12 protein-coding genes are annotated in these 12,886 nt (G+C 65.6%); 6 read left to right on the forward strand and 6 right to left on the reverse strand.

Translation table 11 applies throughout. The annotated features are described in order from the left end of the window. The first annotated feature begins 77 nt into the window (after positions 1–77). Positions 78–1,694, forward strand: coding sequence for a lysine--tRNA ligase (locus GGR90_RS17110; protein WP_167922623.1), 1,617 nt, complete (start codon positions 78–80; stop codon positions 1,692–1,694). Then, positions 1,691–2,182, forward strand: coding sequence for an asparaginase domain-containing protein (locus GGR90_RS17115; protein ID WP_167922624.1), 492 nt, complete (start codon positions 1,691–1,693; stop codon positions 2,180–2,182). The genes GGR90_RS17110 and GGR90_RS17115 overlap by 4 nt, the downstream gene beginning before the upstream one ends. Here GGR90_RS17115 and GGR90_RS17120 read toward each other — a convergent pair whose 3' ends face one another. Beyond that, positions 2,183–3,214 carry a fatty acid desaturase family protein gene (locus tag GGR90_RS17120; RefSeq protein ID WP_167922625.1) on the reverse strand — a complete coding sequence of 344 codons (1,032 nt, stop codon included), beginning with the start codon at positions 3,212–3,214 and terminating at the stop codon, positions 2,183–2,185. A 147-nt stretch (positions 3,215–3,361) separates the two neighbouring features. On the opposite strand from GGR90_RS17120, the gene GGR90_RS17125 reads away from it, so the two are divergent. After that, positions 3,362–6,001 (forward strand): EAL domain-containing protein, encoded by a 2,640-nt coding sequence (locus tag GGR90_RS17125; protein ID WP_167922626.1) that lies wholly within the window; start codon positions 3,362–3,364, stop codon positions 5,999–6,001. Positions 6,002–6,011: 10 nt separating this feature from the next. On the opposite strand, the gene GGR90_RS17130 is transcribed toward GGR90_RS17125, so the two are convergent. The 4 genes from GGR90_RS17130 to GGR90_RS17145 form a co-directional block, all read right to left on the reverse strand. Continuing rightward, on the reverse strand, positions 6,012–7,283 hold the full coding sequence (locus GGR90_RS17130) for a metal-dependent hydrolase family protein (protein WP_167922627.1): 1,272 nt from the start codon (positions 7,281–7,283) through the stop codon (positions 6,012–6,014). 236 nt (positions 7,284–7,519) lie between these two features. Continuing rightward, positions 7,520–8,503, reverse strand: coding sequence for an RcnB family protein (locus GGR90_RS17135; RefSeq protein WP_245198788.1), 984 nt, complete (start codon positions 8,501–8,503; stop codon positions 7,520–7,522). A 111-nt stretch (positions 8,504–8,614) separates the two neighbouring features. Further along, entirely contained in the window at positions 8,615–9,160 is a 546-nt protein-coding gene (locus tag GGR90_RS17140; protein WP_167922628.1) for a (2Fe-2S)-binding protein, read from the reverse strand. Between the two features lie 27 nt (positions 9,161–9,187). Continuing rightward, positions 9,188–9,952: a class II aldolase/adducin family protein gene (locus GGR90_RS17145; RefSeq protein WP_167922629.1), complete on the reverse strand. Its 765-nt coding sequence runs from the start codon at positions 9,950–9,952 to the stop codon at positions 9,188–9,190. A gap of 276 nt (positions 9,953–10,228) precedes the next feature. Between GGR90_RS17145 and rpsU the strand changes: the two genes are divergently transcribed. The 3 genes from rpsU to GGR90_RS17160 all read left to right on the forward strand — a co-directional run bounded on the left by rpsU (position 10,229) and on the right by GGR90_RS17160 (position 11,720). Continuing rightward, on the forward strand, positions 10,229–10,435 hold the full coding sequence (gene rpsU, locus GGR90_RS17150; protein WP_037510267.1) for a 30S ribosomal protein S21: 207 nt from the start codon (positions 10,229–10,231) through the stop codon (positions 10,433–10,435). A 153-nt stretch (positions 10,436–10,588) separates the two neighbouring features. Further along, the gene (locus GGR90_RS17155; RefSeq protein ID WP_167922630.1) at positions 10,589–11,050 is read left to right on the forward strand and encodes a hypothetical protein; all 462 of its coding nucleotides are present in this window, start codon (positions 10,589–10,591) and stop codon (positions 11,048–11,050) included. Positions 11,051–11,189: 139 nt separating this feature from the next. Further along, positions 11,190–11,720, forward strand: a complete 531-nt coding sequence (locus tag GGR90_RS17160) for an FKBP-type peptidyl-prolyl cis-trans isomerase (RefSeq protein ID WP_167922631.1) — start codon at positions 11,190–11,192, stop codon at positions 11,718–11,720. Between the two features lie 37 nt (positions 11,721–11,757). On the opposite strand, the gene GGR90_RS17165 is transcribed toward GGR90_RS17160, so the two are convergent. Then, positions 11,758–12,879 (reverse strand): AI-2E family transporter, encoded by a 1,122-nt coding sequence (locus GGR90_RS17165; protein WP_167922632.1) that lies wholly within the window; start codon positions 12,877–12,879, stop codon positions 11,758–11,760. Between the last annotated feature and the right edge of the window lie 7 nt (positions 12,880–12,886).

The following is a 12,886-nucleotide window of genomic DNA, read 5'->3' on the forward strand; positions in this document are numbered from 1 at the left end:
TTTCCGGTAATGATGTTGGTTCGCGGCGGGACAATTTTGCCTTTCGATTTGGCCCCGCTTGCCGCTATGGGCGCGGGATGACCGACTTGCACCTTCATCCTTCGCTGCGCGAACCCGCGCAAACGTCCAAGGCCTGGCCGTTCGAGGAAGCGCGCAAGCTGGTCAAACGCTATCCCGATGGAAAGCCCGGCGGCGAGGCGGTGATTTTCGAGACGGGCTATGGCCCGTCGGGGCTGCCGCATATCGGCACGTTCAACGAAGTGCTGCGCACGACGATGGTGCGGCGCGCCTATGAGGCGCTGACCGCCAAAGAATCCGGGGTGGCCGCGCCGACGCGGCTGGTCGCGTTCAGCGACGACATGGACGGTCTGCGCAAGGTTCCCGACAATGTGCCGAACGGCGACATGCTGCGCGAATATCTGGGCAAGCCGCTGACCGCAATCCCCGATCCGTTCGGCAAGTTCGAAAGTTTCGCGCATCATAACAATGCGATGCTGCGCGAGTTTCTCGACCGGTTCGGCTTCGAATATGAATTTGTGAGCTCGACCGAACAATATAAGGCGGGTGCGTTCGACGATGCGCTGAAGAATGTCCTGCGCCACAATCAGGATATCCTCGACATCATGCTGCCGACGCTGCGCGCCGAGCGGGCGGCGACCTATTCGCCGATCTTGCCGGTCAGTCCCAGGTCGGGGATCGTGCTGCAGGTGCCGGTGACGGTGGTCGATGCCGACGCGGGGCTCGTGTCGTTCGAGGACGAAGGCGAGACGATCACGCATTCGGTTTTGGGCGGCGGCGCGAAGTTGCAGTGGAAGGTCGACTGGGCGATGCGCTGGGTCGCGCTGGGCGTCGATTACGAGATGTACGGCAAGGACCTGACCGACAGCGGCGTCCAGTCGGGCAAGATCGCCAAGGCATTGGGCGGGCGCAAGCCCGAGGGGCTGATCTACGAGATGTTCCTCGACGAGAAGGGCGAGAAGATTTCGAAGTCGAAGGGTAATGGCCTGTCGATCGAGGAATGGCTGAGCTATGGCAGCGAGGAAAGCTTGGCTTTCTTCGCGTTCCGCGAGCCCAAGGCGGCGAAGCAGCTGCATATCGGCGTGGTGCCGAAGGCGGTCGACGAATATCTGCAGATGCGTGGCAATTATCCCGGACAGGACGGCGACAAGAAGCTCGGCAATCCGGTGCATCATGTCCATGTCGCGCGCGGGGAGGATGTTCCTGCGACCGAGTTGCCCGTGACCTTCGGGCTGCTACTCAACCTCGTCGGAGTGATGGGTGCCGATGCGTCGAAGGAGCAGATCTGGCGCTACCTCGGCCAATATGTCGCGGGCGCCAATGCCGAGAGTTATCCCGAACTCGACCGGCTGATCGACAATGCGATGGCGTATAACCGCGATTTCGTCGCGCCGACCTTGCAGCGCCGCAAGCCGATGGGCGGCGAGGGGGCGGCATTGGAGGAACTCGACGGCAGGCTGGCTGCGCTGCCCGCCGATGCGTCGGCCGACGACATCCAGAATATCGTTTACGAGATCGGCAAGAACGAGGCCTTTGGCTTTGAAAACCTGCGCGATTGGTTCAAAGCTCTCTACGAGACCCTGCTCGGATCGAGCGCGGGGCCGCGGATGGGGAGCTTCATCGCGCTGTTCGGGATAGACAACACGCGGCGGCTGATCGCCGAGGCTTTGGCATGAGCGATGTCATCGACATTTTCACGACCGGCGGGACGATCGACAAGGTCTATTTCGACGCCTTGAGCGAGTTCCAGATCGGGCCCGCGGCGATCCCCGACATGCTGCGCGAGAATAATGTCCATGTCGCGCACCGCGTGACGCAGCTGATGCGCAAGGACAGCCTCGAATTGGGCGATGCCGACCGTGAGGCGATCCGCGCCGCGGTCGCCGCGAGCGACGCGTCGCGCATCCTCGTCACGCATGGCACCGATACGATGGTCGTCACCGGGCGCGTGCTCGCGGGGATTGCGGGCAAGACGATCGTGATGACGGGTGCGATGCAGCCCGCGTCGGTGCGCGCCAGCGACGCCGAATTCAACGTCGGATTTGCGTTGGCGGCGGTGCAGACGTTGCCGCCCGGGGTCTATGTCGCGATGAACGGGATGATCTTCGATCCGGCGAAGACGGTGAAGGATCGCGCGGGAGCGCGGTTCGTGCAGGAAGGCTGATCAGCCGGCAGCGGTGACCTGCCGCAACACCGCCGTGTAATTCGGCGCGATCGTCATCATATCATGCTTGCCGGAGCGGCCGAGCGCGGCGTGGACCTGGGGCAGGCGGTAGCAGGGCACGCCCATGAACAGGTGATGCTCGGCGTGATAATTCACCCAATATGGAGCGACCGTCGCGCGCGCGAGCCAGCCCGCGTGGGTGGTGCGCGCGTGGGTGAACGGGTCCTCGCTGCCCGTCGTCGTGCAGGCATGTTCGGCGATGTTGCGGACGCGCAGGTAAAGCTGGAAGGTCGTCGCGAGCCCGGCGAGCCAGAGCAGCCAGGGCGTCCAGCCATAGAGCGCGAGCGACAGGGCGAGCAGCCCCGCCTGGACGGTGAGGAAGCGGCCGACCGCGCGCGCCACCGCCATCGCGCCCGCGACGTCGATCGTCGGCGACGTCATGCCGTCGTCCGACTGTTTGTTGAACGGCGTGCCGGCCTTGGTGCTCGCGGCGCCCTTCTGCGCCGCCTCGCCGCGCAGCATCGCCTTGAGACCCGCGAAGGCGAACCCGAACTGCGCCATGCGCTGCTTGAAGAAGGTCTGCCCGGTCAGGTCGCGCAGCATCTTGCGGCGCAGGCTGGCGCGCGTCGTGGGGAAGGGTTTCGACAGCGACAGGTCGGGGTCCTCGGGCTGCTGGGTGAATTTATGATGCTGGAGGTGATAGGTGCGATAGGCGATGAGGTCCGACCCGACCGCGGCGCCGGTCAGCCACTGGCCGAGGAAATTGTTGAGTTTCCGGTTCGGGTGTAGCGCGCCGTGCGCCGCGTCGTGCATCAGGATCGCGAGGCCGAGCTGGCGGCCGCCGACGAAGATCACCGCGATCAGCCATAGCGCGGGGTTTTGCGACCAAGCGGCGAGGCCGACGAGCGCGATGCTGACGATCCATGCGTGCGCCACCAGCCAGATGCCGCGCCACGATGAGGCGCGCGTGATAGCCGACCATTGGGCGCGGTCGAAAAAACGGTCGGGCGGGAACAAGCGAACAGCAGCCATGGCCGACTCATAACAAGTTGCGAACCGAAACGTAACCCCTTCCGTTTTGGCACAATAACGGCGGAAATCGGGGCGCTGCGGTAAGGATTTGGTAACCCCCTTCGACCACTGAAACCGCCATAACGGAAAGCGGGGAATATCGGGAAATTGGGGGTAAGGCGCACCATCATCCGGCCGGGAGCGGGCGATCAGGCGGCGGGCGAGTCGCCGTTCGATTCGCCCGAATTCGTCACCGACGTCATGCGCGTCGCGAAGCTGTGGCATTATGTGCTGATCGGCCGCGTCCTCGCCTTCCTGACCTTTGCCTTCCTGCCGGGCGTCGCCGGCTTCCTCGATCATCGCTCGCACTGGCTGGTGATGGCGGCCGGGCTTCCGTGCGACGTGGTGCTGACCGTGATCGGGCAGGCGATGCGCCGGCCGCGACCGATCGCCCACCAGCGGGTGCGGACGATGGCGATGCTGTGCATGGCGCTGATCGCGCTCGGCACATTGCTCAACGCGGCGGCGATGTTCGCGGCGATCGCGGTTCCCGACGAGGGCAGCTATTTCGACGCTTTCACCGCGATCCATGTCGGCTCGCTGCTGGTCGCGGCGTCGGCGGCGGCGATCGTGCGGCCGGCCTTCTTCACCTTTGCCGGAGCGACCGTGCTCGGGGGCGCGATCGGGGTCGCGTCATGGCCGTTCGGCGTTGCGGGTTTCATCTTCCTCGGCCTGCTGATCGCGATGATGCGCGAGGATGTCCGCCATCAACGGCGCGCGACGCGCGCGGCGCGCCTCGCGATCGGCGATCAGCAGCGCGCGCTCAACCTGATGCGCGATTTCGAACGCGCGGGGCGCGGCTGGTTCTGGGAAACCGATCGCGACGGGCGGCTCGTCTATATCTCGCCGACCGTCGCGGCGCGCCTCGACCGGCCGCTCGCCCACCTGCTCGGCCATCCCTTTACCGACATCATCCGCAAGCGCGTCGGCAAGGACGAGAGCGAGGAGCGCACGCTGGGGTTCAGCCTGTCGTCGCGCACGCCGTTCAAGGAGCTGACGGTGCAGGCGGCGGTGCCCGGCGAGGAACGCTGGTGGTCGATTTCGGGCCAGCCGATCAGCAACGAGTTCGGCAATTTCCAGGGCTTTCGCGGCAGCGGCACCGACCTGACCGACCAGAAAAGGTCGGAGCGGGAGATCAACCAGCTCGCGCGCTATGACACGCTGACCGGCCTGGCCAACCGGCGCCACATCACCGACCTGCTCGAGCGCGCGCTGAAGAGCCATAGCGGCCAGCCGCAGCCCTGCGCGCTGCTGCTGATGGATCTCGACCGGTTCAAGGCGGTGAACGACACGCTGGGGCATCCCGTCGGCGACCAGCTGTTGCAGCAGGTCGCGGGGCGGCTGACGCAGATCGTCGGCGACAAGGGGCAGGTCGGGCGCCTTGGCGGCGACGAGTTCCAGATCGTCGTGCCGCAGATGAGCCAGCCCGAAAAGCTCGCGGGCATCGCCAATGCGATCCTCCTGAGCCTCGCGAAACCGTTCGGAATCGAGGGCGAGCAGGTGCGCGTCGGATCGTCGATCGGCATTGCGGTATCGGAAGGACCGGGAGTGAGCGCGTCGGCGCTCGTCCGCAACGCCGACCTTGCTCTTTATGCGGCGAAGGATGCGGGGCGCGGCGTCTATCGCTTCTATGCCGATGCGATGCACAACCAGGCGAGCGAGCGCAAGGCGATCGAGGACGCGCTGCGCGACGCGCTGGCGAAGGACGAGTTGCAATTGCTCTATCAGCCGATCGTCGACGTCGCGAGCGAGCGGATTTCGGGGTTCGAGGCGCTGATCCGCTGGCATCATGCGACCGCGGGCACGATCAGCCCGTCGAAATTCATCCCCATCGCCGAGGAATCGAACCTGATCGTGCCGATCGGCGAATGGATCATCCGCTCGGCCTGCGCCGCGATTGCGGAGCTCGGCCCGGGCTACCGCGTCGCGGTCAACGTCTCGCCGCGCCAGTTCGCCAACGAAAAGCTGCCCGCGACGATCGTAAACGCGGTGTCGGCGGCGGGGGTCCGGCCCGAGCAACTCGAGCTCGAGATCACCGAGGGGGTATTCCTCGACGAAAGCGCCGAGAATCTGGCGATGTTCCAGAAGCTGAAACGCACCGGCGTGCGCCTCGCGCTCGACGATTTCGGCACCGGTTATTCGGCACTCGGCTATCTGAAGAAGGCGCCGTTCGACAAGATCAAGATCGACCAGAGCTTCGTTCTCGGCGCGGCCGACAAGAACAGCATGAACGCGGCGATCATCTCGTCGATCGTCGGGCTCGCGACCGCGCTCGACATGGAGACGACCGCCGAGGGGGTCGAGACGCACGACGATCTCGCGCTGGTCCGCGGGCTAGGGTGCAGCCATGTCCAGGGCTATATCTATGGCCGTCCGATGGACCTTGCCGAAGTGGTCGCGCTGCTCCGCGAGGGGGGCGGGCGCGTCGAGGCGAAGGGTTTCAAAAGCACGCGCGAGCCGCGGCTGACGGTCTTTCGCACCATCCAGATCGACAGCGGCGGATATCGCTATGAAGCGATCGTCCGCAATATGTCGCCGCGCGGCGCGCTGATCGAAGGACTGTGGAACGTCCCGGCGGGAACGCGCCTGACGCTCGATTTCGGCGCCGGCCAGTCGGTCGACGCCGAGGCGCGCTGGACGGCGGACAACCGCGTCGGCGTCCAGTTCGCCGAGGCGGTCGAGATCGACGCGCTGATCGGGCTGAAGTCGGCCGCGCCGGCGCGGGGACGGGTGCGCCGCGCCGCGTGACCTTGCCGGGTCAGTCGGCGATGCGGCCGCGCGCCATCACCCAGTCGATCTTTTCGAGCGCGGTGACGTCGGCGAGCGGATCGCCGCTCACCGCGATCATGTCGGCGGACATGCCGGGCGCGATCCGGCCGATCTCGTTTTCCATCGACAGCAGCTTCGCGGCGACCGTCGTGGCGCTGGCGAGGGCCTCGCGCGGGGTCAGGCCATATTTGACGAGCAGCGCGAACTCGCCGCCGTTGCGGCCATGTTCGAACACGCCCGCGTCGGTGCCGAAGGCGATCGGAACGCCGAGCGCCTTGGCGCGCGTCACCGCCTTGCCGACGTCGCCGAGCGTCATGCGCACCTTGTCCTCGACCGTCGGGGTATAGATGCCCTTGCCGAGCCGCTCGCGGATCCCCTCGAACGCCATGAGGGTGGGGACGAGATAGGTGCCCTTGGCCTTCATCACCTTCAGCGTCGCGTCGTCGGCGAAGGTGCCATGCTCGATGCTGTCGATGCCCGCCGCGGCCGACGCGGTGATGCCGCCCGCGCCGTGGGCATGCGCCATCACCTTGAGTCCGAGCGAATGGGCGGTGTCGGCGATGCTTTGCAGTTCGGCGCTGGTGAAGTGACCTTCGAGCCCGCGCGCCTGCTGCGACAAGACGCCGCCGGTCGCGGTGATCTTGATCACGTCGGCGCCGGCGCGTGAGGCCTTGCGCACTTTCTCGGCGCATTCGAGCGCGCCGGTGCAGGTATAGCCCGTGTCGAGGACGTCGTGGACATCTTCGCGGAAGCCGGTGACGTCGCCGTGGCCGCCGATGATCGACAGCGCCGGGCCGGCGGCGACGATGCGCGGCCCCTCGATAAAGCCGTTCGCGGTGCCGCGGCGCAGCGCATAGGCGGTATATTGCGCCGACCCCGCCTCGCGCACCGTGGTGAAGCCCGCGCGGAGCGTGATCGCGGCGTTCTTGGCGCCGACGACGACGCCCCATTCGTCGGGATCGACCGCCGCGGCGCGGTAATCGTCGCCCGGATCGCCGGTCAAATGGACGTGGAGATCGACGAGGCCGGGGAGCAAAATCTTGTCGCCGAGGTCGACGACTTCGGCGCCCGCGGGCGCTTCGGCGCGGCCGGTGGCGATCGAGGTGATGCGATCGTCGGTGACGATGACGGTCGAGGGGCCTTGCGCCGGCTTGCTCGCGTCGGTGATGACGCGGGCGGCATAGATGACCGTGGTTTTCGCGTGCGCGGTGGTTCCGAGCAGTGCGAGCGTCGCTGCCGCGACCAATCCCAATTTACGCATGAAGCCTCCCCTGTTTGATCGCGCCATCGTGGCGGAGCGGGTGGGGGAGGGCAAGGGGGAATGGACCAATCGTCGCCCCCGCGAAGGCGGGGGCGGCCGTCGGCCTCGCGCATCCTCTCCAGGCCCCCGCCTTCGCGGGGGGGCGACGGTTATTTTTGGCGACCGTCAATCGCGCAAAAAAAAGGGGGCCGGTCAAGCCGGCCCCTCAGTTTGTCATCTGATAACCGAAAGGAATATTACCAGAAGAAATCGTGGATCACGTCGATGACCTCGCCCGAGTAAGTATCGACCAGAAGCGCGTCGTCATAATAGCGGACCCAGCGCGTACCGCCGTAGGCGGGCGGCAGGCGGTAATAGCTGGGGTCGTTGATCCAGTAACGCTGGCTGTAAAAGAGCGAGCCGAGTGTAAATCCGATGCTGAACCGCGAATAGCCGCGACCGCGATAGGGGTTGTAATAGCGCGGCATGCGGTAATAGCTGCGGTTCCGGTCGCGATAGCTGCGCCAGTCATAGCGGCGGTCGTTGCGCCAGTCGCGGTTCCAGCTGTGCCTGCGGTTGTCGTACCGCCGATCGACGCGGTTATTGTTGTTGCGATCGTAACGCCGGTCGATCCGGCCGTCGCGATTGCGATCGTAACGCCCGTCGCGCCGGTCGACGCGGTTGTTGTTGTTCCGGTCCCAGCGGCGATCGAGATCGCCGTTGCGGTTGCGATCGTAGCGGCGATCGACGCGGCCATTATTGTTGCGATCGTAGCGGCGGTCGACCTGGCCGTTGCGGTTGCGATCCCACTGGCGATCGGTGCGACCGTCGCGGTTGCGGTCATAGGTGCCGCCGCGCTGGCGCTGGACCTGCTGCGCCTGACGCTGCCGCTGTTCGCGGCGCTGTTGCCACTGCTGGCGTTGCTGGTCGGTCCCGCGCTGCTGGCGCTCGGCCCGGCGTTGCTGGTCGTTGCCACGCTGCTGGCGGGTCTCGCTGCGCTGCTGACGCATTTCGCTGCGCTGTTGGCGCTGGACCTGCCGTTGCTCGCTGCGCTGGCGCTGCGGACGGGCTTCGCCGCCGCGATTGCCGCCGCGCCGTACTTCGGGGCCGCGCGGGCCCCGGTCTCCACGGTCGCCGCGCTGCGCGATCTGCACCCTCTCGCCGGCCGCCTGCGCGGCCGCCGGGGCAATGGGGGTCAGGATCGTCGCCGCGATCAGCAACCCTCCGAACATCTTTTTCATCTCGCCATTCTCCAACTCATGTCCCGTGTGCTGGAGACACCAGCCGGGATGATGAAGCGATTCTTACCATTGGCAAGATGATCGATAGCTGACCGAATCGTTGCCTGCGGTTCAGCTACCGCGCGGCGGACGCAGCGCGGGGACGGCGCGCGCGGCGTCTTCGGGCCGGATTCCGGGGGGCGGCGCGGCGGCGATGCGCTCCTCGCCGCGGATCACGCGGCCGGCGAGGCGGATCGCGGTGCGGATGCGCGGATAGGTGCCGCAGCGGCAGATGCCCGTCATCGCGGCGTCGACCTCGGCATCGCTCGGGTTGCTGTTTGCGCGCAGCAGCGCGGCGGCCGACATGATCATCCCCGACTGGCAGAAACCGCACTGCGGCACCTGCTCGGCGACCCACGCCTGCTGCACCGGATGGCTGCGGTCGCGCGACAGGCCCTCGATCGTGGTGACGAAGCGGCCTTCGCATTCGGCAATGGTGACGAGGCAGCTGCGAATCGCCTCGCCGTCGATGTCGACGGTGCAGGCGCCGCAATCGCCGGTGCCGCAGCCATATTTGGTCCCCGTCAGGTTCGACGCGTCGCGCAGCGCCCAGAGCAGGGGCGTTTCGGGGTCCATGCGATATTCGACCGGGCGGTCGTTGACCGAGAATCGCGTCATGCCGCCCCTGTTAGCGCAGCGAGCGGATTAGTCACGCCAACTCGTGTCGAGCTTGTCGACCTTGCGCACCATCGCGTCGAATTCGGCCTTGCCCGCCTGGCCGGGGATCGAGGCCATGAACAGGTCGCGCTGATGGACCGCGATGACCTCCTGGGGAACGGTGATCGGCTTGCCCATGCTCATCGTCGCGAGCTGGATCTCGCACGCGCGCTGGAGCGCCCAATATTTGATGAAGGCTTCGCTCAGCGTCTTGCCCATCACGACGGGGCCGTGGTTCTTGAGCATCAGGATGCGCTTGTCGCCGAGGTTCTCGACGAGCCGTTCGCCCTCTTCCTCGCGCACCGTCACACCCTCGAAATCATGATAGGCGAGCTGGCCGGCGAAGTTGCAGGCGTAGAAGTTCACCGGCTGGAGCCCGCCCTCGAGCGCGCAGACCGCGACCGTCGCGGTGGTGTGGGTGTGGATGATCGCGTGCGCGTCGGGCAGGACGCGGTGGAACAGGCTGTGCTGGACGAAGCCCGCCTTGTTGACGTGCCAGGGATTGTCCTCGTCGACCTTGTTGCCGTCGATGTCGATCTTGATCAGGTTCGACGCGGTGACTTCGCTGAAATGCAGGCCATAGGGGTTGATAAGGAAGGCGCCTTCCTCGTCGGGCACCTTCACCGTGATATGGTTGAAGATCATCTCGTCCCAGCCCATCATCGCGAAGATGCGGTAGCAGGCGGCAAGCTCCTGCCGCGCCGTCCATTCGGCTTCGCTATATTTGCTGTTGCGCTTGAGCTGGGTCGCCATGGCCTGTCCCTCATTATGATGTTAGTTTCGTCCTGCTACCTATGCCATAAGGATGGGGCGCGGCACAATCCCGGGGAGGGCAGGGTGGTCCGACAGCGCGGCGGGTGCGGTTCGCCGCGCAGGGGCTTGCATTTTGGCGCGAATCTCTCTAGTTGGCGCTTCATCGGAACGTCGCGTGATCGCGGCGCTCTTTTTATTGCCCGAATATCGGCGGTTTACGGCAGACCGGAGCATCCGGTGGCCAACCGTTTTGACGAACAGGAGACGACACGGCGTATGCAGATCATCGTTCGCGACAATAATGTCGACCAGGCCCTTCGCGCGCTCAAGAAGAAGCTGCAGCGTGAGGGCGTGTATCGCGAAATGAAGCTGCGCCGTCATTACGAGAAGCCCAGCGAAAAGCGTGCCCGCGAGCACGCCGCCGCCGTCCGCCGCGCCCGCAAGATGGAGCGCAAGCGGATGGAGCGCGACGGTATCAAGTAAGACCGTCTCCCGTTCGGGATCCTGATCGAGAAAAGGGCGCCGCGGCAACGCGGCGCCCTTTTTCGTTGGTGCGGAGCGTGGCGGGTTTCGACCGATTGCTGACTTAGGCGAAGTTGTGCATATTGCCTGTCAACCGACAGGCAAGGAGCGCTAATGGGCGGTTTAATTCGAAAATTTGGCACGAGGCCGTTCTGGAGGCAGGTCACCCAAAGCCTCTTGCTGATGGCGACGGGCGCTTGGCTACTTATTTCGTATATCGACGTGCGCATGCCCTCGACAGACATACCCGGAGATCTACATAATCACGTCCGGCTTGGATGGTGGATCCTGTTCATGGCGTGGTGCGCCACCGCACCTAGCAACAAGAAATCCTATAGAGATTTAAGTCCTGCACGTAGTGGCACCACCGTGGTCGCAGTTTGCGGTGTCACGGCAGCGATTTTTCTTTCGTGGAATGCGGATTGGCCGGAGGGCTTTATTGTTCCGGGACTGATCTTGCTTGGCACCGCTGGTGTCGCAACATTCGTCTACCGGTTCGCGTCCAGCCACGCTTCGGAGATCGGCGAAGCACGCTTCAACACCATGACGACTTCGCAGCGTCAGGCCCCCCGATAGAGTCCGCTTTCCACCCCAATGCCGACTTCGGCGGATACGCGCCGGCGCGCATATTGCCTCTGGACCGCCCGGCGCCGCACCGCCTATAGGCCTCGCCAGCATTTTCGCCCCGGTCGGGGCAGCGGAAGGATCAGCAGACATGAGCGTAACGACGGTTCCATTGCGCCCGGTGAGCAAGGGCGGGTTGTGGCTGCTGGGGCTGGGCGTGCTCGCGCTCATCGGCGTGGCGGCGGCCTTCGCCTGGCACATGACCCCGCGCATCGGGTTCGAGGTGGTCAAGGAAGGCACGGGGCCGAGCCCGACCAAGGCCGATGTCGTGCTGGTCAAATATGAAGGCAAGCTCGACGACGGCACGGTCTTCGACGCGAACGAACAGGCGCCGATGCAGGTCGCGCAGGTCGTTCCGGGCTTTTCCGAAGCACTGACCCGCATGAAGAAGGGCGGCGAATACAAGATCAGCATTCCGCCGCAGCTCGGCTATGGCGACCGCGCCGCTGGGCCGATTCCGGCGAACAGCACGCTGCACTTCACCGTCACCCTGCTCGACTTCCGCTCGGAAGCCGAGGTTCGCGCGATGCAGCAGCAGATGCAGCAAATGCAGCAGCAACAGATGATGCCGGGTGGTCCGGGCGGCCCCGGTGGTCCGCCCCCGGGTGCTCCGCAGCCGTAAAGGCCGGCGGCCAGCGAAGAGTGAAGCGGCGGTGGGGCTAGGTGCCCGCCGCCGTTTTCGTATCCGCCGCGCCCGCATTGCGTTCGGCCTCGCGCTCCAGCGCGACCTTGATCATCGCGACGATCGGGTCGGCGAGGAACAGGCCCATCAGGCCGAGCAGCGCGCCGAAAAGGATCTGCGCGCCCAGCACGAGCGCGGGGGCGAGGTCGACGGTCTTTTTCGCGACCATCGGGACGATCAGATAGCCGTCGACCGTCTGCACGACGAAATAGATCAGGATCGCGTAGAGACCGGTATCCATTCCCGCCGAAAAGCCGACGAGGATGAGCAGAACGCCCGAGACGATCGCGCCGATATTGGGGATGAAGGCGAGGAGGCCGGTGAGGAGTCCCATCAGCGCCGCCATCGGGATGCCGACCGCAAGGCAGGCGAGCCAGGTGCCGATCCCTTCGACGAGCATGCCGAGCAGGCGCCCGGCCATCAGGCGGCGGAGCGTGAAGCCCATGCGCGCGGTGGTGATATAGAAATTCTCGCGCGACTTCATCGGCAGCATCCACGCGACGCCGCGCTCGTAGAGTCGCGGCTCGATCGCGATGAAGATGCCGAGCACGATGATCATCACGAGACTGGTCAGGCCGCCGAGCACGGTGCCCACCGCGGCGGTGACGCGGCCGACGGTGCCGGCGATATTGTCGGTGATCGTCTTGGTGTCGAGCTGGAAACTGCCCATGCCATGATCGCTCGCCCAGGCGGCGATGCGTTCGATCTGCGCCATGACGACGGTTTGCAGCGTCGCGGCCTGATCGGCGATTTGCGAGCCCGCGAACATGACGGTCCAGCCAAGGAAGGCGAGGAGCGACAGGCAGACGATGAGGAGGCGCCAGCCGCGCGCGATCGGCAGGATGCGGCCGAGGAGGCGCGCGCCGCCGTCGAGCATCGATGCCATGACGATGCCGCCGAAGATCAGCAGGATCGGCTGGATCAGGATGATGCAAAGACCGATCAGCAGCGCGAGCCCGAGCCACACGCCGGCCTTGAGCAGTTCGGTGCGGACAAGCTGGCTGCGAATCTCGGTGGGGCCGGGGGCTTCGGTATGCGCGTCGGTCCCGGCGGCGGCAGCGGCGGCGCGTGGTCCCGTCGTCTTTCTCGTCGCCGCCATGTCCGCT

Origin of the sequence: Sphingopyxis italica, from assembly GCF_011926545.1 — a bacterium.
Classification (GTDB): domain Bacteria; phylum Pseudomonadota; class Alphaproteobacteria; order Sphingomonadales; family Sphingomonadaceae; genus Sphingopyxis; species Sphingopyxis italica.

Excerpts from the sequence above, each read along its gene's own strand:
- GGR90_RS17110 (WP_167922623.1), top strand. The coding sequence starts at position 78 with ATGACCGACTTGCACCTTCATCCTTCGCTGCGCGAACCCGCGCAAACG.
- GGR90_RS17120 (WP_167922625.1), bottom strand. The coding sequence starts at position 3,214 with ATGGCTGCTGTTCGCTTGTTCCCGCCCGACCGTTTTTTCGACCGCGCC.
- GGR90_RS17115 (WP_167922624.1), top strand. The coding sequence starts at position 1,691 with ATGAGCGATGTCATCGACATTTTCACGACCGGCGGGACGATCGACAAG.
- GGR90_RS17135 (WP_245198788.1), bottom strand. The coding sequence starts at position 8,503 with ATGAAAAAGATGTTCGGAGGGTTGCTGATCGCGGCGACGATCCTGACC.
- GGR90_RS17160 (WP_167922631.1), top strand. The coding sequence starts at position 11,190 with ATGAGCGTAACGACGGTTCCATTGCGCCCGGTGAGCAAGGGCGGGTTG.
- GGR90_RS17165 (WP_167922632.1), bottom strand. The coding sequence starts at position 12,879 with ATGGCGGCGACGAGAAAGACGACGGGACCACGCGCCGCCGCTGCCGCC.
- GGR90_RS17130 (WP_167922627.1), bottom strand. The coding sequence starts at position 7,283 with ATGCGTAAATTGGGATTGGTCGCGGCAGCGACGCTCGCACTGCTCGGA.
- rpsU (WP_037510267.1), top strand. The coding sequence starts at position 10,229 with ATGCAGATCATCGTTCGCGACAATAATGTCGACCAGGCCCTTCGCGCG.
- GGR90_RS17155 (WP_167922630.1), top strand. The coding sequence starts at position 10,589 with ATGGGCGGTTTAATTCGAAAATTTGGCACGAGGCCGTTCTGGAGGCAG.
- GGR90_RS17140 (WP_167922628.1), bottom strand. The coding sequence starts at position 9,160 with ATGACGCGATTCTCGGTCAACGACCGCCCGGTCGAATATCGCATGGAC.
- GGR90_RS17145 (WP_167922629.1), bottom strand. The coding sequence starts at position 9,952 with ATGGCGACCCAGCTCAAGCGCAACAGCAAATATAGCGAAGCCGAATGG.